The 21,357-nt window shown below is 70.1% G+C and carries 22 protein-coding genes and 1 tRNA gene; 12 read left to right on the top strand and 11 right to left on the bottom strand.

Annotated features, from left to right (window positions below; genetic code table 11):
- Positions 1-627 carry an SOS response-associated peptidase family protein gene (locus CSX12_RS13805; protein ID WP_124896170.1) on the bottom strand — a complete coding sequence of 209 codons (627 nt, stop codon included), beginning with the start codon at positions 625-627 and terminating at the stop codon, positions 1-3.
- Between the two features lie 101 nt (positions 628-728).
- Here CSX12_RS13805 and CSX12_RS13800 point away from each other — a divergent pair, with 101 nt between their 5' ends.
- Positions 729-1,640, top strand: coding sequence for a DMT family transporter (locus tag CSX12_RS13800; RefSeq protein ID WP_124896923.1), 912 nt, complete (start codon positions 729-731; stop codon positions 1,638-1,640).
- Between the two features lie 2 nt (positions 1,641-1,642).
- Here the strand turns inward: CSX12_RS13800 and CSX12_RS13795 are convergent, their stop codons facing one another.
- On the bottom strand, positions 1,643-2,236 hold the full coding sequence (locus CSX12_RS13795) for a nitroreductase family protein (protein ID WP_124896169.1): 594 nt from the start codon (positions 2,234-2,236) through the stop codon (positions 1,643-1,645).
- On the bottom strand, positions 2,233-2,637 hold the full coding sequence (gene msrB / locus CSX12_RS13790) for a peptide-methionine (R)-S-oxide reductase MsrB (RefSeq protein WP_017201395.1): 405 nt from the start codon (positions 2,635-2,637) through the stop codon (positions 2,233-2,235). Before msrB ends, CSX12_RS13795 begins: the two co-directional genes overlap by 4 nt.
- 71 nt (positions 2,638-2,708) lie before the next feature.
- Here msrB and CSX12_RS13785 point away from each other — a divergent pair, with 71 nt between their 5' ends.
- The 4 genes from CSX12_RS13785 (at position 2,709) to groL (ending at position 6,366) form a co-directional block, all read left to right on the top strand.
- Positions 2,709-3,698: a DUF2332 domain-containing protein gene (locus CSX12_RS13785; RefSeq protein WP_124896168.1), complete on the top strand. Its 990-nt coding sequence runs from the start codon at positions 2,709-2,711 to the stop codon at positions 3,696-3,698.
- A gap of 9 nt (positions 3,699-3,707) precedes the next feature.
- On the top strand, positions 3,708-3,965 hold the full coding sequence (locus tag CSX12_RS13780; protein WP_017201393.1) for a DUF3263 domain-containing protein: 258 nt from the start codon (positions 3,708-3,710) through the stop codon (positions 3,963-3,965).
- Between the two features lie 79 nt (positions 3,966-4,044).
- A complete protein-coding gene (locus tag CSX12_RS13775; protein WP_225855752.1) occupies positions 4,045-4,623 on the top strand; it encodes a LytR C-terminal domain-containing protein in 579 nt (192 codons plus the stop codon).
- Positions 4,624-4,746: 123 nt separating this feature from the next.
- Entirely contained in the window at positions 4,747-6,366 is a 1,620-nt protein-coding gene (gene groL, locus CSX12_RS13770; protein ID WP_017201391.1) for a chaperonin GroEL, read from the top strand.
- 75 nt (positions 6,367-6,441) lie between these two features.
- Here the strand turns inward: groL and CSX12_RS13765 are convergent, their stop codons facing one another.
- The 3 genes from CSX12_RS13765 to CSX12_RS13755 all read right to left on the bottom strand — a co-directional run bounded on the left by CSX12_RS13765 (position 6,442) and on the right by CSX12_RS13755 (position 9,295).
- Positions 6,442-6,729, bottom strand: a complete 288-nt coding sequence (locus tag CSX12_RS13765) for a WXG100 family type VII secretion target (RefSeq protein ID WP_017201390.1) — start codon at positions 6,727-6,729, stop codon at positions 6,442-6,444.
- Between the two features lie 119 nt (positions 6,730-6,848).
- Entirely contained in the window at positions 6,849-8,540 is a 1,692-nt protein-coding gene (locus CSX12_RS13760; RefSeq protein ID WP_124896167.1) for an ATP-binding protein, read from the bottom strand.
- Positions 8,541-8,602: 62 nt separating this feature from the next.
- Positions 8,603-9,295 carry a response regulator transcription factor gene (locus tag CSX12_RS13755; RefSeq protein WP_124896166.1) on the bottom strand — a complete coding sequence of 231 codons (693 nt, stop codon included), beginning with the start codon at positions 9,293-9,295 and terminating at the stop codon, positions 8,603-8,605.
- A gap of 117 nt (positions 9,296-9,412) precedes the next feature.
- On the opposite strand from CSX12_RS13755, the gene CSX12_RS13750 reads away from it, so the two are divergent.
- Positions 9,413-10,444 carry a type II CAAX endopeptidase family protein gene (locus CSX12_RS13750; protein ID WP_124896165.1) on the top strand — a complete coding sequence of 344 codons (1,032 nt, stop codon included), beginning with the start codon at positions 9,413-9,415 and terminating at the stop codon, positions 10,442-10,444.
- A gap of 9 nt (positions 10,445-10,453) precedes the next feature.
- Here the strand turns inward: CSX12_RS13750 and CSX12_RS13745 are convergent, their stop codons facing one another.
- The 3 genes from CSX12_RS13745 to CSX12_RS13735 are packed head-to-tail and all read right to left on the bottom strand — an operon-like array spanning position 10,454 to position 14,123.
- Entirely contained in the window at positions 10,454-12,094 is a 1,641-nt protein-coding gene (locus CSX12_RS13745; RefSeq protein ID WP_124896164.1) for a DNA repair helicase XPB, read from the bottom strand.
- Positions 12,095-12,130: 36 nt separating this feature from the next.
- Complete coding sequence (locus CSX12_RS13740) at positions 12,131-13,837, bottom strand: helicase-associated domain-containing protein (RefSeq protein WP_124896163.1); 1,707 nt, start codon at positions 13,835-13,837, stop codon at positions 12,131-12,133.
- A gap of 10 nt (positions 13,838-13,847) precedes the next feature.
- A complete protein-coding gene (locus CSX12_RS13735; RefSeq protein ID WP_124896162.1) occupies positions 13,848-14,123 on the bottom strand; it encodes a multidrug ABC transporter ATPase in 276 nt (91 codons plus the stop codon).
- 117 nt (positions 14,124-14,240) lie between these two features.
- Here CSX12_RS13735 and CSX12_RS13730 point away from each other — a divergent pair, with 117 nt between their 5' ends.
- Together CSX12_RS13730 and CSX12_RS13725 are read left to right on the top strand one after the other, a co-directional pair.
- Complete coding sequence (locus CSX12_RS13730; protein WP_017201385.1) at positions 14,241-14,621, top strand: cold shock domain-containing protein; 381 nt, start codon at positions 14,241-14,243, stop codon at positions 14,619-14,621.
- Positions 14,605-15,207 carry a DUF3027 domain-containing protein gene (locus CSX12_RS13725; protein WP_124896161.1) on the top strand — a complete coding sequence of 201 codons (603 nt, stop codon included), beginning with the start codon at positions 14,605-14,607 and terminating at the stop codon, positions 15,205-15,207. The genes CSX12_RS13730 and CSX12_RS13725 overlap by 17 nt, the downstream gene beginning before the upstream one ends.
- 10 nt (positions 15,208-15,217) lie before the next feature.
- Here the strand turns inward: CSX12_RS13725 and serC are convergent, their stop codons facing one another.
- Entirely contained in the window at positions 15,218-16,330 is a 1,113-nt protein-coding gene (gene serC / locus CSX12_RS13720; RefSeq protein ID WP_124896160.1) for a phosphoserine transaminase, read from the bottom strand.
- A gap of 101 nt (positions 16,331-16,431) precedes the next feature.
- Between serC and CSX12_RS13715 the strand changes: the two genes are divergently transcribed.
- The 4 genes from CSX12_RS13715 (at position 16,432) to CSX12_RS13700 (ending at position 19,134) form a co-directional block, all read left to right on the top strand.
- A complete protein-coding gene (locus CSX12_RS13715; protein ID WP_017201382.1) occupies positions 16,432-17,133 on the top strand; it encodes a metal-dependent transcriptional regulator in 702 nt (233 codons plus the stop codon).
- Positions 17,134-17,427: 294 nt separating this feature from the next.
- Positions 17,428-18,204, top strand: a complete 777-nt coding sequence (locus CSX12_RS13710; protein WP_051000773.1) for a M23 family metallopeptidase — start codon at positions 17,428-17,430, stop codon at positions 18,202-18,204.
- A 308-nt stretch (positions 18,205-18,512) separates the two neighbouring features.
- Positions 18,513-19,010 (top strand): HNH endonuclease, encoded by a 498-nt coding sequence (locus CSX12_RS13705; RefSeq protein WP_017201380.1) that lies wholly within the window; start codon positions 18,513-18,515, stop codon positions 19,008-19,010.
- 50 nt (positions 19,011-19,060) lie between these two features.
- Positions 19,061-19,134, top strand: a tRNA-Arg gene (locus tag CSX12_RS13700).
- 19 nt (positions 19,135-19,153) lie between these two features.
- Here the strand turns inward: CSX12_RS13700 and CSX12_RS13695 are convergent.
- A complete protein-coding gene (locus CSX12_RS13695) occupies positions 19,154-21,340 on the bottom strand; it encodes an MMPL family transporter (RefSeq protein ID WP_124896159.1) in 2,187 nt (728 codons plus the stop codon).
- Positions 21,341-21,357: the final 17 nt, after the last annotated feature.

The raw sequence follows: 21,357 nt of genomic DNA, 5'->3' as shown, positions 1-21,357 counted from the left end.
TCAGTCCCGCGGCCTGGCGCTCACTCGATCCGCCATCTCGTCGGAGGCGATGATGGCCTCGTCGATGATCTCCCGCGAGCCGGGTGCGGTGAGCCAGTCGTGGCTGAGCGAGGCGGGCACGAGCAGCGGCATCCGGTCGTGCAGCTCGGCGAGGTGGGCCGGGGCGGGGCGCATCACGATCGAGTAGCAGGTGTACCACTCGCCGTCGGCGGTGCGACCGCGCTGCGTGACGGCCGCCATGCCGAACAGGGTGCCGTCGTCGACGATGAACTCGTTCCACTGCCGAGAGGGCTTCTGCATCTCGTACCAGCTCGTCGCCGGCACGATGCCGCGGGTGCGGGCTCCACCGGGACGGTCCTGCAGGCGCTCGGAGCGGGTGTTGATCGACGGGAACTTCGCCGGCTCGCCGTTCACGAGGAAACCCCACCACGCCGGCTCCAGGGTCGGCTGGGTGTCGGGCTGCACGATCAGAGGATTCAGGTTGCGCAGGTTCTTGCCGGTGGGGCGCACGGTCTCACCCGCGTTCTCCTGCGCCCAGGTGCGCAGACCCTCCAGCACCGCATCATCGGCGGCGGCGAGGAGATCTGCATCGGTGAACCGGGGATCGAGGCCGTAACTCGCGCACATGCCGCCAGCGTAGCCCCCGGCCCGGACATCGCGGTGCGGGACGGAACGAGCACCTCGGATAGGGTCGACAGGTGACAGTCACCCGACGCCTTCCCGCCCCCGTGGCTCTGGGCGGGGCCGTCGCGATCGGCGTCATGACGGCGATCCAGGCACGCATCAACGGTGTCCTGGGCGTCCGCGTCGACGACGGTGTGTTCGCCGGCCTGCTCTCCTTCTCCGTCGGCCTGGTCGCCCTGTCCGTCGTGATCGCCTGCCTTCCCTCCGCCCGCCGCGGAGTGGCTCGGCTGTGGACGGGCATCCGCGGACACACGATCCCGTTCTGGATGCTGCTGGGCGGCGCGTGCGGCGCGCTCACGGTGTCGACGCAAGGGGTCACGGCTGGTGTGCTGGGTGTCTCGCTGTTCTCGGTGGGCGTCGTGGCGGGGCAGACCGTGCACGGACTCGTCCTCGACCGGATCGGGTTCGGCCCGGCCGGCGTGGTGGCGGTCACGCCCGGGCGCGTGCTCGGCGGAGTGCTCGCGCTCGCCGCGGTCGGGATCTCGCTGTCCGGCGACGTCCTCGCCTCCGCCCCGCTGTGGATGCTGCTGCTGCCGTTCGCGGCCGGCGTCGGCATCGCGTGGCAGGCGGCGACCAACGGGCGACTCGCGCAGCGAGTGCAGTCGCCGCTCGCCGCGACGTTGATGAGCTTCGTGGCCGGCACCCTGGTGCTCGCGCTCGCGACCGGGGTGAGCATCGCCCTCCGCGGGGCGCCGTCCGCGCTCCCCGTCGAGCCGTGGCTCTATGTCGGCGGTTTCCTGGGCGCGGCCTACATCCTCCTCGGCGCGCTGATCGTCGCTCAGACCGGGGTCCTGCTGATGGGGCTGGGATCGGTCCTCGGCCAGCTCGTGACCTCGGTCGTCATCGACCTGCTCTGGCCTGCTGCCGCCGGTCCCGCTCTCTGGCAGGTGATCGCGATGGTGCTCGTCGCCGTGGCGTCGGTGCTCGTCGCGCTGCCGTGGCGACGCCGGCGCTGACGCTACCGGCCTTCGGGCGCCTCGTCCTGCTTCGCCTTCTTCTTGCCCTTCTTCGCGCCCGGCTTCGGCATCCGGGTGAGGAGCTTGCGCGCATCGACGGGCTTGCGCCGTCCCGGCTTCCGCCCGGCGGGCTTGGCGCCCACGTAGAGCCAGCCCAGCAGCTCCTCGTTCTTGTCGAGCCCGTGCGCCTTGGCGACGGCCTTGGCGCGCGTGTAGTGGCCGGTGCGCCAGATGACGCCCCACCCGGCCTCGTCCAGGAGCAGGCTGAGCGTGTGCGCGACGCCCGAGGCGACGGCCTCCTGCTCCCACCGCGGCACCTTGTCGCTCTTGCGATAGCTGGCCACGACCGCGATCAGCAGCGGCGCGCGCAGCGGCTTGGACGACGGCGACGCGTCCCCCTGCGCCTTGGCGATGGCGGCCCCGAGCGCCTCGCGGTCCGTCCCGCGCAGCTCGATCAGGCGCCAGGGGCGGAGAGAGGAGTGGTCGGCGACGCGCGCCGCCGCCGACACCAGTGGAAGCAGCTCCTCGCGCGTGGGAGCGGTGTCTTCGACCTTCGACCAGGACTGCCTCGCCCGGACCGCGTCGAGGGCGCTCACGACGCGTCGGGGGTGAAGTTCAGTGCGATCGAGTTCATGCAGTAGCGGTCGCCGGTGGGCGTGCCGAAGCCGTCGGGGAAGACGTGCCCCAGGTGCGAGCCGCAGTTGGCGCAGCGCACCTCGGTGCGCACCATGCCGAGGCTCGTGTCCTCGATCAGCTCGACCGCGTCAGGGCGGATGGACTCGTAGAAGCTCGGCCATCCGCAGCCGGAGTCGAACTTGGTCCCGCTCTTGAACAGCTCGGCGTTGCAGGCGCCGCACGTGTAGAGGCCGGCGCGCTCCTCGTCGAGCAGCTCGCCCGTCCACGCCCGCTCGGTCGCGGCCTGACGCAGCACGGCGTACTGCTCCTCACCGAGCTCCTTGCGCCATTCGTCTTCGGTCTTGTCCACGCTGTACGACATTCATCCTCCTGAGTCGCCTCCATTCTCCCCCCTGCGGCGGCTGTCGGGGTGCGTCGGGTCAGAATGGACGGATGACCGATGCCGTGCAGGAGCGTTACGCCCGCTTCGCCCGCGAGGAGTCGCCGGGGCGGAGTGCGCTGTACACGGAGTGGGCGGCGGGAGTCGCGGCGGACGAGCCGATCCGCCGGGTGCTGCTGCGGATCCCCGAGACGAGACGACAGCCGCCGCTCGTGTTCGCCGTGACGAGGATGCTCGGCGCCGGCCTGGGCGACTACCCGCAGTGGCGTCGCTTCGTGCTCCAGCACGCCGAAGAGGTGGTCGCCGAGTGCGGGCGCCGGTCGCTGCAGACCAATGAACCGCTCCGTCTCGCTCCACTGCTTCCCGTCCTGTCCGAGATCGACGGGCCGATCGCGCTGCTCGAGATCGGGGCGGCGGCGGGGCTCTGCCTGTACCCCGACCGGTACTCGTACCTGTTCCGCGGTGAGGACGACACGGTCCTCGGCACCCTGGATCCCGTGTACGGCAGGTCCGAGGTGGTGCTCGACAGCCGGGTGAGCGGGCGGCTCCCTGCGCTGCGCCTCCCGGACGTGGTGTGGCGGGCCGGAATCGATCTCGCACCCCTCGACGCGGGCTCCGAGCACGACCGGCGATGGCTGCGTGCGCTGGTGTGGCCGGGGGAGACCGGGCGCGCCGAGCGCATCGACGCCGCGCTCCGGATCGCGGCCGCCGATCCGCCGCTGCTGGTCGAGGGAGACGCCGGCGATCGGCTCGAGGCGGTCGCCGCGCTCGCCCCCGCCGACGCCACGCTCGTCGTGACGACGCCGGGAGTGCTCGTGCACATCCCTCGCGCGGCGCGGAAGGTGCTCGTGGAGCGGATCTCCGCGCTCGACGCCCGGTGGATCACGATCGATCCGCCAGGGCTGCTCGACGTGTGGGAGCCCGCCGTCGACGACTCGTGGCCCGGTTTCGTCGTGGCGCTCGACGGACGCGTGCGCGCCGCAGCGGATCCGCTCGGGCGATGGTGGGAGTGGCGCGCGGTTCCCGCGGCGGATGCGTCCTAGCCTGGATCCATGCTCGGAGACCTGACGGAGCGCGATCGTGCGATCCTCGCCCTGGAGACGGCGTGGCCACGACACGGCGGCGCCAAGGAAGAGGTCATCCGTGCGCAGCTCGGGATGAGCGCCGCGCGCTACTACCAGCTCCTGGCGCGGCTCATCGACTCGGACGCCGCCCTCGAATACGACCCCATGCTCGTGCGTCGCCTCCGCCGGATCCGCGATTCGCGGGCGCTGCGCCGCTCGGCACGCACTCCCGGATTCGTCGGCTGACGGCGGTCGGCCGGGGCTCGCGGCGGCACGCTCACCCCGGCGGAACGGATTGCCAGGAACATGCCGCTAGCATCGAGGGGTGTCCAAGCCCTCCCGCGATCGCTTCGATGACGTTCCCCGTTCCTCCGGACGGGTGGGGGCGCACCGCGCAGAAGCACCGGGGATGAACGGCTGGGTCGTGCTGCTGTGGTCGTTCGTCGCCGCGCTGGTGCTCATCATCGCCGGCATCTTCGGCTCCCTCGTCGTCATGGGGCGCATCTCGCTGTTCCCCGATGCGGGACAGAGTGCGGCCCCGACCCCGGTCGAGACCGGCGTCGTCGACACGAGCATCACGGTGATGATCCTCAACGGGACGCCGGACGAGGGGCTCGCCACCCAGATGCGCGACACCCTCGTGACCGAGGGCTGGTCGGCGGATGACGTGTTCGCTGGCGACAGCTCGAGCCAGGATTTCGCCACCACGACCGTCTTCTACGTCGACGCCGGTGACGAGCTCGCCGCGAGGGGACTGGCCGACGTGCTCGGAGGAGCGGCCGTGCAGCAGAGCGACTACTACCCGGGCGAGACCGAGGACGGGCGCAAGCAGTTCACGGTCGTGATCGGTCTGGATCGATCCTCCTCCGCGCCCGAGACGCCCGAGGACGCGCCCGCCTCCTGAGGCCCGGATCGACCCCGCGTCGGCGGCTTGCACTCGAAGGTGTCGAGTGCCAGAATGGCGTTAGCACTCTCTTACTCTGAGTGCTAAACCCAACGTCTACGTCCAGGAGGGACGAAAAAACTCATGGCAAAGATCATTGCTTTCGATGAGGAGGCCCGCCGCGGCCTCGAGCGCGGCCTCAACATCCTCGCCGACGCGGTCAAGGTGACCCTCGGCCCGCGCGGCCGCAACGTCGTCCTCGAGAAGAAGTGGGGCGCCCCCACGATCACGAACGACGGTGTCTCCATCGCCAAGGAGATCGAGCTGGACGACCCGTACGAGAAGATCGGCGCGGAGCTCGTCAAGGAGGTCGCCAAGAAGACCGACGACGTCGCCGGTGACGGCACCACGACCGCCACGGTCCTCGCTCAGGCCCTGGTCCGCGAGGGTCTGCGCAACGTCGCAGCCGGCGCCGACCCGATCTCGCTGAAGCGCGGCATCGAGAAGGCCGTCGCGGCGATCACCGAGGAGCTGCTCGCCAGCGCCAAGGAGATCGACTCGAAGGAGCAGATCGCGGCCACCGCGTCCATCTCCGCCGCAGACCCGGCCATCGGCGAGCTCATCGCCGAGGCGATCGACAAAGTCGGCAAGGAGGGCGTCGTCACCGTTGAGGAGTCGCAGACGTTCGGCACCGAGCTCGAGCTCACCGAGGGCATGCGCTTCGACAAGGGCTACCTGAACCCGTACTTCGTGACGGACCCGGAGCGCCAGGAAGCGGTCTTCGAGGACCCGTACATCCTCATCGCGAACCAGAAGGTCTCCAACATCAAGGACCTCCTGCCCATCGTCGACAAGGTGATCCAGGACGGCAAGGAGCTCGTCATCATCGCCGAGGACGTCGAGGGCGAGGCTCTCGCGACGCTCGTGCTGAACAAGCTCAAGGGCATCTTCAAGTCGGTCGCCGTCAAGGCTCCCGGCTTCGGCGACCGTCGCAAGGCGCAGCTGCAGGACATCGCGATCCTCACGGGTGGCCAGGTCATCACCGAAGAGGTGGGCCTCAAGCTGGAGAACGCCACGCTCGACCTGCTGGGCCGTGCGCGCAAGGTCATCGTCACCAAGGACGAGACCACGATCGTCGAGGGTGCCGGTGAGGCCGACCAGATCGAGGGGCGCGTCACGCAGATCCGTCGCGAGATCGAGAACACCGACAGCGACTACGACCGCGAGAAGCTCCAGGAGCGCCTCGCGAAGCTCGCCGGTGGCGTCGCGGTCATCAAGGCCGGGGCTGCGACCGAGGTCGAGCTCAAGGAGCGCAAGCACCGCATCGAGGACGCCGTCCGCAACGCGAAGGCAGCCGTCGAGGAGGGCATCGTCCCCGGTGGTGGCGTCGCGCTGATCCAGTCCGGCACCAAGGCGCTCGACGGCCTCACGCTGTCGGGTGACGAGGCGACGGGTGCGAACATCGTCCGCGTCGCCATCGAGGCGCCGCTGAAGCAGATCGCCCTGAACGCCGGCCTCGAGCCGGGTGTCGTCGCGAACAAGGTCGCCGAGCTCCCCGCGGGCCAGGGCCTCAACGCCGCGTCGGGCGAGTACGTCGACATGTTCGGCGCCGGCATCATCGACCCGGCCAAGGTGACGCGCTCCGCGCTGCAGAACGCCGCGTCGATCGCCGCGCTGTTCCTCACCACCGAGGCTGTCGTCGCCGACAAGCCCGAGAAGAGCGCCGCTCCGGTCGGCGACCCCTCGGGCGGCATGGACTTCTGACCCTTCCACAGGATCGGAGACCCACGTCTCACACACAGAACGCCCCCGGCTTCGGCCGGGGGCGTTCTGCGTCGGTCAGCGGAATAGGCTGGCGGAGTACTGATCGGCCTCCGCGTACTGCGACGCCGCGGCCCCGAGGGAGGAGCCGATCGCATCGAGCACCTGCTCGACATGCAGCTGGGCGCCCTGCCACTGCTCGGCGCAGCCCTGGAACGCGTGGGACGCGGTGCCCATCCACGACGACTGCAGCTCGCGCAGCTGGGCCATGAGCGTGGCCGACTCGCTCTGCAGGCGCGCGATCGTGGCGCGTGTCGCGCTGTGCGCGGCGTGGACGGCTTCGGTGTCGACGGTGAAGACGGTCATGGGAACTCCTTCTGTTCGGGTTCCGACGTTAGGCGGGCCGCGGGGGCGGGAGCGCTCATCCCCGGCCGGACCGCGGCCGCTGTGAGCAACCGCGGCGGACGGGAAGCCGTGCAGGAGCGTCAGCTCAGGTCGAGGCGGTCCAGCGGCTGCGTGTCCTCGAGCAGATGCGCCGGGGTGGCGCGGGCGGGTGCCAGCGGCAGGATGACCGTGAAGGTCGCGCCGCCGCCCGGTGTCTCCGAGACGTCGACCCCGCCGTGCAGGGCCTTCATGATCGACGCCACGATCGCCAGGCCCAGCCCGGAACCGCCGGTCTCCCGGGCGCGCGAGGTGTCGGCGCGCCAGAACCGCTCGAAGATCTGCTCGCGGATCTGCGGGGGGATGCCCTCACCGTGGTCGACGATCGAGATGCTCCCGGTGCCGCGGACACGATCGGAGTCCACGACGATCTCGATCGGGCCGTCCTCGGGAGAGAAGCGGCGGGCGTTGCCCAGCAGGTTGGTGACGACCTGGCGCACCTTGTTCTCCTCGCCGAGCACGATCGGCGGCGTGCGCACCGGGATGTCCGGCACCTCGCTGAAGTCGATGGCGGGGGGCTGCTCCGGCTGCCGCGGCCGCCGCCGGAGTCGCGACAGCGCGGTGCGCGACAGGCCGCGCGGGGGCGGTGGCTGCTGCGGGTGCGCTTGCGGCTCTTCGCGCAGCGGGATCGGGGCCATGGCCTCGACGGTGCGATCGATCACGGTCACGGTCCGGCCGGGCGCCGCGGCGCGCAGGTCGAGGGCGGCATCGCGCGCGATGGGACGCAGGTCGAGCGGCTCGATCTCCGGTTCGCGCTCCTCGTCCAGGCGAGCGAGGGCGAGCAGGTCCTCGACGAGGACGCCCATGCGGATGGCCTCCTTCTCGATGCGCTCCATCGCCCTGGCGGTGTCCTCCTCGCCCTTGATGGCTCCCATCCGGTACAGCTCGGCGTATCCGCGTACGCTCACCAGGGGGGTGCGCAGCTCGTGGCTCGCATCGCCGATGAAGCGGCGCATGTGCTGCACGGTGCGATCGCGCTGAGCCAGCGAGCGGTCGACGCGGTCGAGCATCGTGTTGATGGCGGTGTTGAGGCGCCCGACCTCGGTCGTGGGCTCGAGGTCGGTCATGCGCTGCCGGAAGTCGCCGGCCGCGATCGACATGGCCGTCGCCTCCACCTGGCCGAGGCGCCGGAATGTGAGGGTGACGAGCCCGCGGGTGAGCAGCGCCGCGACGAGGATGGTGATGAGCGCGATCGTGATGTAGATGCCGAAGTACTGGCTGATGATGCGGTCAACGCCGGTCAGGGGCAGCGCGACCATCTGGATGCGCAGTCCTCCGCCGGGGGAGGCGAGGGTCGCGACGGCCGCGCGGTACGCGGAGCCGTCCGGACCGGTCAGGTCGAACGGGGTCTCCGCCGCGGACTGGGCCTTCTGCAGCGAGTAGGTGGGCGGGAACTCCGGACCCGACTCGGGAGAGACGCCGGTCGAGGCCTGCAGCTCCCCTTCCGCGTCGTAGATCGCGAAGGCGAAGTCGCGCGGCTGCTCATCGCGCGCCATGTAGATGGTGTCGCCCTCGACGTCCATGGTCTCGAAGTACCGGTCGACGAGGTCGGTGGAGACCAGGGCCGGCAGCTGCGAGTCGATGTTCCCCACCAGGGCGGAGCGCAGGATCGGCACCGTCCCGATCCCCGCGACCAGGAGGCCGAGGGCGAGCACGGCGACCGTGACGCCGGTGACCTTCGCGCGCAGGCTGATCCGTCGCCACCAGGTGGTGACCGCATCGGGCTTGTGCGCCATGCGTGTCCTCCCTGCCGCGGCGGTCGCGCCGCGGGGCGGCGCCGACGATGATCAGCCGGTCGTCAGACCGACTTGCCGACCTTGAGCATGTAGCCGAAGCCGCGCTTGGTCTGGATCAGCGATTCGTCCGTGTGCGGATCGATCTTGCGTCGGAGGTACGAGATGTAGCTCTCCACGATGCCCGCGTCGCCGTTGAAGTCGTATTCCCAGACGTGGTCGAGGATCTGCGCCTTCGACAGCACGCGGTTCGGGTTGAGCATCAGGTAGCGCAGCAACTTGAACTCGGTCGGGCTGAGCTCGATCGGCTCCTTGCCGACGTACACGTCGTGCGTGTCCTGATCCATCGACAGCTCGCCGGCACGGATGATCGACTCCTCGTCGGCCTGCATCGTCCGACGCAGGATCGCCTGGGCGCGCGCGACGATCTCGTCGAGGCTGAAGGGCTTCGTGACGTAGTCGTCGCCGCCGGCGTTCAGGCCCTCGATCTTGTCCTCGGTGCCGTCCTTGGCGGTCAGGAACAGGATGGGGGCGGTGAACCCGGCGCCGCGGAGGCGCTTGGTCACGCTGAACCCGTTCATGTCGGGCAGCATGACGTCGAGGATGATCAGGTCGGGCTCCTCCTCGAGGACGGCCGAGATCGTCGCGGCGCCGTTGGCGACAGTCTTCACCTGGAATCCGGCGAAGCTGAGACCCGTGGAGAGCAGGTCGCGGATGTTGGGTTCGTCGTCGACGACCAGGATGCGCGGAGCAGTCATGTCCCCATTATGGTGACTCCGGCCATGGGGATGCTGACTATTGTGCGGAACGGCGTCGACTCGAGGATCCGCCCGCGGTCGGATGCGACACACAGGCGGACCCGGAAGGATCGAGGTATGAGCTTGCACGAGGACGCCGCCGCCGCCCCCGGGATCGCCGCCACTCGGGACGACGTGCCCGAGGTCGAGCGGATCGCCTACCACCGGCTGGCGCACCTGCGGCCGCGATATCGCTGGTGGCGCATGCTGCTGACCGGGCTCGTCGGCATCGCTCTCTATGTCGCGATCCTGCTGATCGTGATCGTGCCGCTGGTGATCGTTTCGATGGTCGTCCCCGGCTGGGCCGTCGAGTCGCAGGTCCTCCTCACGACCACGCAGTTCTTCGATCTCGACCGGCCCTGGCTGCTGGTCGCGCTGGTGCTGCCGCTGATCCTGATGATCCCGGCCCTGCTGCTGGCCTCGCGCATCGTCGAGGGGCGCGGGGTCGGGCTGCTGTCGTCGGTGACCGGACGCCTGCGCAGGGGATGGCTCGGGAAGAGCCTGATGCTGGCGGTCGCGGTGTTCGTCGTGTACTTCGCCGTGGTGCTGGGCTGGTCGGCGCTGAGCGGCGATGCCGTGGTGGCGGACTTCTCCCATCCAGGGCTGTGGAGCATGGTGCTTCTCGTGCTGCTGCTGATCCCGTTCCAGGCCGCAGCGGAAGAGTACGTGTTCCGCGGGTACCTGATGCAGCTGGTCGGCAGCTGGCTGCGTCATCCCGCCTTCGCCATCCTCCTGCCCGTCCCGATCTTCGTGCTCGGTCACGGCTACGACGTCTGGGGTGCGGCGAGCGTCGGCATGTTCGCGATCGTCGCCGCCTGGCTGACCTGGCGCACGGGCGGCCTCGAGGCGGCGATCTCGCTGCACATCGTCAACAACGTGCTGATCTTCCTGCTCGGCTCCGTCGCCCTGGTCGACGCGAATGCGAGCTCCGGAACGGCGGTCGATCTGGTGGCATCGGCACTGGCCATGGTCGTCTACGCGCTCCTCGCCGACCGCTGGGCGGCGAGACTCGGGATCGCACGGACGGCGCAGGTCACGGCACCCACGGCCGCAGCGGACGGGACCCATCACCTGGGGCCCGTCCTGCACGGCAGCGCCGCGCGAGCGTGATCCTGCGGTTCAGGCGGCGATCGCGTCCGAGTCCATGATCGTGTAGCTGTATCCCTGCTCGGCGAGGAAGCGCTGGCGGTTCTGGGCGTAATCCTGATCGATCGTGTCGCGGGCGACGAGGGTGTAGAAGCTCGCGGTGTGCCCGGACTGCTTGGGGCGCAGCAGGCGACCGAGGCGCTGGGCCTCCTCCTGGCGCGAGCCGAACGATCCCGACACCTGGATCGCGACCGACGCCTCCGGCAGGTCGATCGAGAAGTTCGCGACCTTGGACACCACGAGCAGCGAGATGTCGCCCTCCCGGAACGCGCGGTACAGCTCCTCGCGCTCGTCGACCGGGGTCGCACCGGTGATCTGCGGGGCGTTCAGCGCCTCGGACAGCGATTCGAGCTGGTCGAGGTACTGTCCGATCACCAGGATGCGCTCACCCTCGTGCTTCGCGATCAGCTCCCGCACGGCGTCGACCTTCGCCGGTGCGGAGGCGGCGAGCCGATAGCGCTCGTCGTCGGTCGCGGCGGCGTACTCCAGGCGGTCGCTCGGCGGCAGGTCGACCCGTACCTCGTAGCAGGCGGCGGGGGAGATGAAGCCCTGCGCCTCGATCTGCTTCCAGGGGGCGTCGAAGCGCTTGGGGCCGATCAGGCTGAACACGTCGCCCTCCCGACCGTCTTCACGCACGAGGGTGGCGGTGAGGCCGATCCGTCGCCGCGCCTGCAGGTCGGCGGTGAGCTTGAACACGGGGGCGGGGAGCAGGTGGACCTCGTCGTACACGATGAGGCCCCAGTCGAGGGCGTCCAGCAGCGCGAGGTGCGCGTACTCGCCCTTCCGCTTGGCGGTCAGGATCTGGTAGGTGGCGATGGTGACCGGCTTGACCTCCTTGGCCTGCCCGGAGTACTCGCCGATCTCCTCGGGGGTCAGGCTGGTGCGCTTGAGCAGCTCGTCGCGCCACTGCCGTGCGGACACCGTGTTCGTCACGAGGATCAGGGTCGTGGTCTTGGTCGCGGCCATCGCACCGGCGCCGACGATCGTCTTGCCGGCGCCGCACGGGAGCACCACGACGCCGGAGCCGTCCTTCGCGAAGGCGTCGACGGCGTCCTGCTGGTACGGGCGGATGTGCCAGCCGTCCTCGGCGAGCTCGATCTCGTGCGGCGTGCCCGGCGTGTAGCCGGCGAGGTCCTCGGCGGGCCAGCCGATCTTCAGCAGCTCCTGCTTGATCTGCCCCCGCGCCCAGGCGTCGACGACGAACGCGTCAGGGCTGGGGTGACCGATCAGCAGGGGCTGGATGCGCTTGTTGTTCGCCACCTGTGCCAGCACGGCGGGATCGGAGGAGCGCAGGATCAGGGTGCCCTCGTCGTCGCGCTCGATCACCAGGCGCCCGTAGCGGTTGACGGTCTCACGAAGATCCACGGCCACCGACGGCGGGACCGGGAACCGCGACCACCGGTCGAGGGTCTCGAGCATGTCCTCGGCCGTGTGCCCGGCAGCGCGGGCGTTCCACAGTCCGAGGCGGGTGATCCGGTACGTGTGGATGTGCTCGGGCGCGCGCTCCAGCTCGGCGAAGATCGCGAGCTCGTGACGGGCGCTCTCCGCGTCGGCGTGGGCGACTTCGAGCAGCACGGTGCGATCGCTCTGGACGATCAAGGGGCCATCAGACATAGCTGACCAGTTTACCGGTCGTGCGGGCACGCGGCCCTACGGCGCGACGATCGTGGCTGTGAGGATGCTCGACACCGGCAGCGTGCGCTCCACGTCCGCGGCGCGATCCCGCCCGCGGAGCCGTCCGCCGCCCATTCCTGTCGCCTCGAGGAGCAGCTCCCGCGTCGAGCCGTCCGGCATGCCGACGGTGACGCGGAGCACGGACTTCGCGCGGACGGCGGCCTCGAGTTCGCGGTCGAGCCAGGCGGCGTCGGCGTCCGGCCCCTGGTGCGAGCGGAGTCGCGCGATCAGGGGAGCGAGGTCGTCGGCGTGCGCATCCGGCGCTGTGGTCGGCGCGGCGTGGCGCTCGCGGACCAGGAGCTCTCCGTCCGGGCCGACGAGGGTCGCCGGGTAGCGGGCATCCGTCAGCGCCCAGTACACAGTGTCCCGTCCGACCCGCGTGGTGAGCGAGCCGACGTGCGCGGTGAGCGCGAGCGGACGCAGCGACTGGTCGACGGCCATCGCCTCGATCAGGTGCGGATCGGCGCTCTCGATGCGGGTGCGTCCCGTCTCGTCGTCGGTCGAGACGCGGACCAGCCCGTGCCGCTGCCCGGTCTGGCCGATCAGGTAGCTCAGGGGCTGGGGGATGCCGGTGAGGGAGATCCCGCCCAGGAACTCGAGGATGGACTGCTCGGTCTCGCCGCTGCCGAAGGCGCGGGCGACGGACTCGGTCGTGAAGCGGTAGGAGGACGCCTGCGCCGCGGATTCGCGGGCCGCGATCGTGCGCAGGCGGACGTCGAGGGCCGGGGCCAGCGGCCCGGGAGCGATCGCCGTCAGGTCGTTCTGCAGGAAGATGCGGTCGACCTCGGCGGGCAGCAGCTCGGCGAGGGCTGCGGCGTCCGCGGCCCCTCCCCGGCGCAGACCGACGGCCCAGGCGGGCTCCGAACCGTCTTCGGCCATCAGACCCAGCAGTCGTGCCGACTCCTCGAGCGCGACGGCGCGCGATGCCCATGACGGATCCCACGGATGGGCGCAGGCCCAGGATCGCGGGGGGATCCAGCCGCCGTCGTCCGAGCGGACACCGCGCGGCAGGCCGTCCCGGAAGGCCGTGACCAGGACCGTCCAGCGCTCGATCGCGGACGTCCGGAGCCATTCCTCCGCGACCTGCGTGGTGCGCAGCCGCCGGTCCGTCGCCGCGGCGAGACCCGCCTGCAGCGCGATCGCGGCGAGGGGATCGACGACCTCCGCAGGGATGCCCGCCTCTGCGAGCTGCCGCTTCTCGCCGGCGCTGACCCCGCCGCCGGTGAGGAGTGCGAACGGGCTCTCGCGTGCGATGAGCAGCAGGTCGGCCAGGAGCGCGACGGTGGTGAAGGCGCGCTCCGCCGCGTGCGCCGCGGCGGTCTCGCCCGAGGTCGGCTGCGGCGCGACCGCTCCGGGTTCCGGTACCTCGCGCCCCGCGACCGCCGCGGCGACCGGCGGGTAGACGGTTCCGTCGGGGCGGAGCAGGGCGAGGGCGGTCAGGGCGGCACGCTCGTCGTCGGCGGTGCCGCCGGTCGCGGCGGCGAGCAGGGCCCTCGCCTCCGCCAACGTGAGGGTGGGAAGGACGCGGCCCAGCGACACCGGATCGAGCAGCGCTTCGGCGGCGTCGAAGAAGTCCTGCCACGGCACGTCCGGTCGCACACCGCGCGCGGCGAGCAGACGACGGAGGTCGTCATCGTTCGCCTCCGCCAGCCAGTCCGCCAACGGTCGCGCGTGAGTGCTCATGGCCGGTGCCTCAGGACCGCGAAGACGCGCGACCCTTCCGGATGAAGCTCATGGTCAGCAGCACGATGATCATCACGAACGCCAGGGGGAGCCCCCAGTACGGCACGGCGGCGATGAGAGGCCAGACCCCTTCGCCGAACGCGGCCTGATCCATCCCCAGTGCCGTCCCGATGATGATGGCGAAGAAGCACAGCACGGCGGCGGCGGCGATTCCGAGCGCGGTGAACGCGAGGATACGATCCAGCCGGCGGATGGGAACCTCCGGTTCCGAATTCTGCGTGCTCATCCACGTCAGCCTACTCGTACTGCGGGCTTCGGTTCGGTGCGGCCCACGACCGGTAGGCTGGAGGCACGCGCACATGCGCGTCCATCGTTCTGCATATCGATCCAGCGAGGTTCTCCCATGCCCACCGGCAAGGTCAGGTTCTACGACGAAGACAAGGGTTTCGGCTTCATCGCCAGCGATGACGGCCAGGACGTCTTCCTGCACGCCTCCGCGATGCCCGCAGGCACCGCGGTCAAGGCGGGTGCGCGCGTGGAGTTCGGCGTGGCTGACGGCAAGCGCGGCCTCCAGGCGCTGTCGGTGCGCGTGCTCGAGGCGCCGCCCAGCCTCTCCAAGGCCAAGCGCAAGTCGGCCGACGACATGGCGATCATCGTCGAGGACCTCGTGAAGCTCCTCGACGGCATCGGCGGCGACCTCCGTCGCGGGCGCTACCCCTCCTCCGGACACGGTCGCAAGATCGCGGCCGTCCTGCGCAAGGTCGCTGATGACCTCGAAGCCTGACGCCGACCCGCGCCTCCTCGAGGCGCACGACCTCGCGCTGGAAGCCCTGCGCGAGATCACTCCCGCGTCCACGATCGGACCGGCGGCGGGCTACCTCCCGGAAGAGGACGGCTCGGTGTCGCTGCGGTTCGAGAATCGGCTCGCCGGCTACCCGGGGTGGTACTGGACCGTGACCGTGGCGCGCGTCGACGACGCGGAACCCACCGTGCTCGAGGTGGAGCTGCTCCCCGGCGACGGCGCGCTGCTCGCACCGGAGTGGGTGCCGTGGGCCGAGCGCCTCGCCGAGTACCGCGCCCACCAGGCCGAGCTGGCCGAAGCGGCAGCGGCGGCCGAGGGCGATGAGGCGAACGCGGACGACGACGACCTGGACGACGACGACGACCTCGACGACGACGACCTCGACGATGACGAAGAGGACGGCGACGCGGACATCCTGCACGCCGGGGACCTCGACGGCGTCGACATCGATGAGCTCGACGAGGCCGACGCCGACGAACTCGACGACGCGGACGAGAGCGAAGACGACGAGGCGGAAGACGACGACGCCGACGCCCGCGCGGCGGACGTCGGCGACGAGGAGGAGTGACCTCGGGGGCTCAGCCCGCCAGGTTCTCCAGGACGTGGTCGATCGAGCGCGTCAGCTGACGCACGTCCTCCGGCTCGATGGAGACGAAGGTCGCGACGCGGAGCTGGTTGCGGCCGAGCTTGCGGTACGGCTCGGTGTCGACGATGCCGTTCGCGCGCAGGATCTTCGCGATCGCGGTCGCATCGATGCTGTCGTCGAAGTCGATCGTCACGACGACGGGGGAGCGGTCGGCGGCGTCCGCGACGAACGGCGTCGCGACGGCGGAGGCCTCAGCCCAGTCGTACAGGACGGATGAGGACTCGGCGGTCCTCGCCGCCGCCCAGGACAGACCGCCGTTGTCGAGGATCCATCGGAGCTGACTGTCGAGCAGGTGCAGGGTCGTCAGCGCCGGGGTGTTGAGGGTCTGGTTGAGCCGCGAGTTGTCGACCGCGTTCTTCAGGCTCAGGAACTCGGGGATGTAGCGTCCGGACGCGGCGATGCGCTCGATGCGCTCGATCGCGGCAGGGGACACCGCCGCGAACCACAGCCCGCCGTCGGACCCGAGGTTCTTCTGCGGCGCGAAGTAGTAGACGTCGGCCTGCGTCGCGTCGAAGTCGATGCCGCCGGCGGCGCTCGTGGCGTCGATGACCGTGAGGGCGCCGTCCGCGTCGACCCGTCGGACGGGCGCCGCGACACCGGTCGAGGTCTCGTTGTGCGGCCAGGCGTAGACGTCGACGCCCGGCACGACCTCTACGGCGGTCGCCGATCCCGGCTCCGCCTTGCGCACATCGGGAGCCTCCAGCCAGGGGGCTCCGGCCGCGGCCGCGAACTTGCCGCCGAACTCCCCGAAGACGAGGTTCTGGCTGCGACGCTCGATCAGGCCGAAGGCAGCGGCATCCCAGAACGCGGTGGAGCCGCCGTTGCCGAGGACGATCTCATACCCCTCCGGGATCCGGAACAGGGCGGCGAGCTGCTCGCGCACGCTGCCGACCAGGTTCTTCACCGGGGCCTGGCGGTGCGAGGTGCCGAGGATCGACGCCCCCGAGGAGACCAGCGCCTCGAGCTGCGCCGGGCGCACCTTCGAGGGGCCGCAGCCGAAGCGGCCGTCAGCGGGCAGGAGGTCACGGGGAATCTCGATCGCCATGGGTCGATTCTAGAGGGCCGCCGCGAGGTCGCCGGACGGGGTGACGATCCGATGTCCGCCCGGGAATGTAGGCTTGCCTAAGAACCTCGGAGGGCCTGCACATGACCGATCTGATCGACACCACGGAGATGTATCTCCGCACCATCCTCGAACTCGAGGAGGAGAACATCGTCCCGCTGCGCGCGCGCATCTCGGAGCGGCTCGGTCACTCGGGTCCGACCGTCTCGCAGACCGTCGGACGCATGGAGCGCGACGGTCTCGTCATCGTCTCGGAGGACCGCACGCTCGAGCTCACCGACGCCGGACGCCGCAAGGCCGTCGACGTCATGCGCAAGCACCGGCTCGCCGAGCGCCTGCTCTCCGACGTGATCGGGCTGGACTGGGCGTTCGTGCACGAGGAGGCCTGCCGCTGGGAGCACGTCATGAGCGAGCAGGTGGAGCGCCGCCTGGTCGAGCTTCTCGGACACCCCACCGAATCCCCGTACGGCAACCCGATCCCCGGTCTCGATCAGCTCGGCGACATGCCGGCGCGCACCTTCGACGAGGGTGTGATCGGTCTCGTCCAGCGGCTGAATGCGGCGGGCGAACCGGTCGAGGGAACCGTGCGCCGACTGGCGGAGCCGGCCCAGGTCGACCCCGAGCTCCTGGAGCAGCTGCGCGACGCCGGCGTCGTCCCCGGCGCCCGCGGCGACTTCCGCTTCAGCGAGGGATACGTCCTCATCCAGATGGAGGGCAAGGACGACGGACTGGAGCTCCCGGTCGAGCTCGCCTCGCACATCTTCCTGGTGGGCGAGCCGGCCTGACGAACGCCGGCATCGGCCTCCCCGAGGATTGTCAGGTTCCCAGGGTGACATGATCGTTATCTTCCGGTAACCTCGGACAGGTCGTCAGCGAAGAAGCCCGTTGACGGTGAACCGCGAAGATCGCCTTTCAGGCTCGTCGTCTTCGGCAGGAACGCACGAACTACCCGAGATACACCCGTGCCCCGAGAGCAGAGTGTCGACGAGCCGGCGCTACCCGAAAGCGCAGGGGCCGAGGAGGACCACGTTTTGGCCGCAGACATCGAATCGCCCGCGAAGAAGACATCTGAAGATCGAGTGCCCGCCCGGACCAAGGGTGCGCGCGCGGGTGTTCGCAAGGCCGTCAAGCCGCTCCGCTCCATCGCCATCTTCGGTGCCGTCGGCGCCCTCGTCGCCGGCATCGCCCTTCCCGCCTTCGCCTCGTCCAAGCCGACGGAAGCCGCCACCACGACGTTGCAGCAGCTCGCGGCCGTCGATGCGCAGTCCCTCGTCGTCGCCTCCCAGGCCACGGCCGCTCCGCTGAGCCGAGGCACCTTCAGCGCCACGACGCCCGAGGAGATCGAGAAGAAGAAGGCCGAGGAGGCTGCGGCCGCCCGCGCCGCAGCGGCCGCCGCGACCGCTTCCGCATCCTCGTCCACGCAGTTCAACTCCGCCGGCTACGCCCTGACCTCTCCCGGTTCGGGCGAGGTGCGCTATCCGCTGCCGATGGGCTCCTGGAACGTCAGCCGCACGGTGGGCGGTGGCCACAACGGAGCCGACATGCTCGCTCCGGCCGGCACCCCGATCTACGCGGCCGCCGGTGGCGTGGTCCGCGCCTCGGCCGAGAGCATCGGCGGATACGGCGTCTGCGTCATGCTCGACAGCGTGGTCGGCGGTCAGCGCGTGCAGACCACCTACGGTCACATGCTGTACGGATCGCGCCAGGTGCAGGTCGGTCAGACCGTCGCCGCCGGGCAGCTGATCGGCTACGTCGGCAGCACCGGACGCTCCACCGCGAACCACCTCCACTTCGAGGTCTGGATCAACGGCGGACTCGTCGAGCCCATGTCGTGGCTCTCGGTCAACGCCGGCTGATCCGCGGACACGCCTTCCTCCATTCACCCTCCGTTCGCCCCGCATGCAGCGGAATGGGTTAGCCTGAACCCGTTGTCGTACAGGCGGGAGAGGCTGATGGAGCGAATACCGAGCATCCGAACCATGGATGCCCTCGGTCGTCACGTCCTTCTGCATAGCCTGCGGGGAAGCCACGGCGCTGCCGTGCGCGAAAGGCGCTGTCTCTAGACGGCGCCTTTTTTCGTCCTCGCGATCGCTCTGCCTCCTGCACGACCTCGTGTGAGTCGAGAGTGCCGGGAAGCCGTCCCGGCGGATCGAGAGGATGACGAATGCGCACACTGGTCCTGAATGCCGGATACGAGCCGCTCGCGATCGTGTCGTTCAAACGAGCCCTGGTGCTCGTCATGAACGACAAGGCGACCGTGATCGAACGCGTGGAGGACGATCCCGTCTGGGGCTCCCACGGCGTCTACGATCGTCCGGCCGTCATCATCCTCGCCCGGTACGTCCGGGTGCCGACGAGCAGACGCGTCCCGGTCACCCGGCGTGGCGTGCTCCGGCGGGACAACCACCGCTGCGGTTACTGCGGCAAGGCGGCCTCCACGATCGACCACATCCTGCCGCGTTCGCGCGGGGGAGCCGACTCCTGGGAGAACCTCGTGGCCTGCTGCCTGCGCTGCAACAACGTCAAGAGCGACCGCACCCCGCAGGAGATGCGCTGGCAGCTTCGCATCACCCCGCGTCCGCCGCACGGCACCGCCTGGACGGTGCGCGGCACGGAGCGCAGCGATCCCCGGTGGGAGCCGTACCTCGCACTGGCCGCATGAGGCCTGTGCGCTACGGGCTGCGTGCCCCCGGTCCCGTAGACTGGGGGCACGCCCTCGTAGCTCAGCAGGATAGAGCAGCCCTCTCCTAAAGGGCAGGTCGCAGGTTCGAATCCTGTCGAGGGCACCTCGATCCGGTGCGGTGCTCAGTCCTCACCCTTGCGCCACAGCTTCGACGGCCACCAGATGGCCTTGCCGATGTCGTAGGTCAGCGCGGGGACGAGCAGCGAACGCACCACGAAGGTGTCGAGCAGCACGCCGAACGCGACGATGAACGCGAGCTGTACGAGGAACAGGATCGGGATCACCGAGAGCGCGGCGAAGGTCGCCGCGAGGACGAGCCCGGCCGAGGTGATCACGCCGCCCGTGATCGACAGCCCGCGGAGGATGCCCTCGCGCGTGCCGTGCGCCTTCGACTCCTCCCGCACCCTGGTCATCAGGAAGATGTTGTAGTCGATGCCGAGCGCGACGAGGAACACGAACCCGAAGAGCGGGACGGCGGGATCGGCGCCCGGGAAGTCGAAGATCCCGTTGAACACCAGGGCCGAGACGCCCAGCGCGGTACCGAACGAGAGCACCGTCGTGAGGATCAGCAGCACCGGTGCGAGGATCGAGCGCAGCAGCAGCATCAGGATCAGCATGATGACGACGAGGATGACCGGGATGATGAGGGTGCGGTCGTGGATCGACGCATCGTTCGTGTCCACGGATGTCGCGGTCACCCCGCCCACCAGCGCGTCGATGTCGTCGAGGTCGCTGCGGAGCTCGCGGACGGTCGAGGCGGCTTCCTCGGAGTCTGCCGCGTCCGTGAGTGTTCCCTGCAGCAGCACCTCGCCGTCGACCGTGGTCGGCTCGGGAGCCGGAGTGCCCGGAGCGCCGATCGGGGCGATGCCGTCCTCCGTCACCGGGGCCGTACCGCTCGGGGAGTCGGCAGCAGTGACGGAGACGCCGTCGACGCCGTCGTTCGCGAGCAGGACGTCAGCGGCGTCCTGCAGCCGATCCTCGTCGACGACCACGTACACGGGGCTGCCGGATCCGCCGGGGAAGTGCTCGCCGAGCGCCACCTGGCCGTCGCGGGCCTCGGACGCGCCGAGCACCAGGTCGGACTGCGGCACCCCGTCGGCCCGGAGCTGGGTGATGCCGGCGGCCCCCACGAGGAGGACGATCGTGGTCACGATCCAGATCACCCGCGGGCGTCGCTTGATGAGTCCGGCCAGTCGCGCCCAGAGGCCCGTGGTGCGCATGCCGTGCTCGGCGGCGACGACCTCGGGCTCGAACCGGGGGCGCCGCGGCCAGAACACCGCGCGCCCGAACAGCAGCAGCAGCGAGGGCAGCAGCGTCAGTGCCGACAGCATCGCGAACACGATCCCGATGGCCGCTACCGGTCCCAGCGTGCTGTTGGACTTGAGGTCGCTGAGCAGCAGGCACAGCAGACCGGCGATCACGGTTCCGCCGGAGGCGACGATGGGCTCGACGGAGCCCTTCCACGCGGCGAGGAGAGCGGTGCCCTTGTCCTGCGCGACCCGCAGCTCCTCGCGGAAGCGAGCGACGAGGAGCAGCGCGTAGTCCGTCGCCGCTCCGATCACGAGGATGAAGAGGATGCCCTGCGTCTGGCCGCTGAGCAGCAGCACCTCGAACTTCGCCAGCCACCACACCACGAGGAGCGCGACGCAGAGCGCGAACAGGCTCGTCGACAGCACCACCAGCGGCAGTAGGAGCGAGCGGTAGACCAGCACGAGGATCACGAGGACCGCCAGCAGGGCGACTCCGAGGAGGAGACCGTCGATGCCCGCGAACCCGGCCACGAGGTCGGCGCTGAGCCCGGCCGGTCCGGTGATGTAGACGGTCACGCCGTCGGGCATGCCGGAGCGCAGCTCCTCTCCGAGAGCGGAGACCGTGTCCGCGAGCTCGGCGTCGCTGTCGATCGGGATGAAGGCCTGCACGGCACGTCCGTCCTCGGAGGGGAGCGCGGGCGAGACATCGTCGGTCACCCCCTCGACGTCGGGGGCGCCGGCGACAGCGTCGGAGATCGCATCCAGCTCGGTCGCGCTGAGCTCGTCGTCGGAGGTGAACACGGCGATCGCCGGAATCGCGTCGCTGTCGTTGAACTCGCCCAGCAGCGCCTGCACCTTCGTCGCATCCGCGGACTCGGGCAGGTACGTCGTCTGATCGTTGGAGGAGACCTCGTCCACCTTGCCGAACAGCGGTCCGCCGAACGAGGCCCCGGCCAGCCACACGAGGATCAGCGCCACCGGGATGAGGACGCGCACCCACGAGTGGCGTCGCGAACGCTCCCTGGTCGGCAGGGTCGGCGGCAGATCGGGGCGGGACATCGGGGTTCCTTCCGGAG

The sequence above is a fragment of the Microbacterium sp. Y-01 genome, from assembly GCF_003856715.1.
GTDB lineage: Bacteria > Actinomycetota > Actinomycetes > Actinomycetales > Microbacteriaceae > Microbacterium > Microbacterium algeriense.
This window is presented reverse-complemented; position numbering and strand designations above follow the sequence as displayed.

Excerpts from the sequence above, each read along its gene's own strand:
- CSX12_RS13805 (WP_124896170.1), bottom strand. The coding sequence starts at position 627 with ATGTGCGCGAGTTACGGCCTCGATCCCCGGTTCACCGATGCAGATCTC.
- msrB (WP_017201395.1), bottom strand. The coding sequence starts at position 2,637 with ATGTCGTACAGCGTGGACAAGACCGAAGACGAATGGCGCAAGGAGCTC.
- CSX12_RS13785 (WP_124896168.1), top strand. The coding sequence starts at position 2,709 with ATGACCGATGCCGTGCAGGAGCGTTACGCCCGCTTCGCCCGCGAGGAG.
- CSX12_RS13780 (WP_017201393.1), top strand. The coding sequence starts at position 3,708 with ATGCTCGGAGACCTGACGGAGCGCGATCGTGCGATCCTCGCCCTGGAG.
- groL (WP_017201391.1), top strand. The coding sequence starts at position 4,747 with ATGGCAAAGATCATTGCTTTCGATGAGGAGGCCCGCCGCGGCCTCGAG.
- CSX12_RS13765 (WP_017201390.1), bottom strand. The coding sequence starts at position 6,729 with ATGACCGTCTTCACCGTCGACACCGAAGCCGTCCACGCCGCGCACAGC.
- CSX12_RS13760 (WP_124896167.1), bottom strand. The coding sequence starts at position 8,540 with ATGGCGCACAAGCCCGATGCGGTCACCACCTGGTGGCGACGGATCAGC.
- CSX12_RS13755 (WP_124896166.1), bottom strand. The coding sequence starts at position 9,295 with ATGACTGCTCCGCGCATCCTGGTCGTCGACGACGAACCCAACATCCGC.
- CSX12_RS13750 (WP_124896165.1), top strand. The coding sequence starts at position 9,413 with ATGAGCTTGCACGAGGACGCCGCCGCCGCCCCCGGGATCGCCGCCACT.
- CSX12_RS13745 (WP_124896164.1), bottom strand. The coding sequence starts at position 12,094 with ATGTCTGATGGCCCCTTGATCGTCCAGAGCGATCGCACCGTGCTGCTC.
- CSX12_RS13740 (WP_124896163.1), bottom strand. The coding sequence starts at position 13,837 with ATGAGCACTCACGCGCGACCGTTGGCGGACTGGCTGGCGGAGGCGAAC.
- CSX12_RS13735 (WP_124896162.1), bottom strand. The coding sequence starts at position 14,123 with ATGAGCACGCAGAATTCGGAACCGGAGGTTCCCATCCGCCGGCTGGAT.
- CSX12_RS13730 (WP_017201385.1), top strand. The coding sequence starts at position 14,241 with ATGCCCACCGGCAAGGTCAGGTTCTACGACGAAGACAAGGGTTTCGGC.
- CSX12_RS13725 (WP_124896161.1), top strand. The coding sequence starts at position 14,605 with ATGACCTCGAAGCCTGACGCCGACCCGCGCCTCCTCGAGGCGCACGAC.
- serC (WP_124896160.1), bottom strand. The coding sequence starts at position 16,330 with ATGGCGATCGAGATTCCCCGTGACCTCCTGCCCGCTGACGGCCGCTTC.
- CSX12_RS13715 (WP_017201382.1), top strand. The coding sequence starts at position 16,432 with ATGACCGATCTGATCGACACCACGGAGATGTATCTCCGCACCATCCTC.
- CSX12_RS13705 (WP_017201380.1), top strand. The coding sequence starts at position 18,513 with ATGCGCACACTGGTCCTGAATGCCGGATACGAGCCGCTCGCGATCGTG.
- CSX12_RS13695 (WP_124896159.1), bottom strand. The coding sequence starts at position 21,340 with ATGTCCCGCCCCGATCTGCCGCCGACCCTGCCGACCAGGGAGCGTTCG.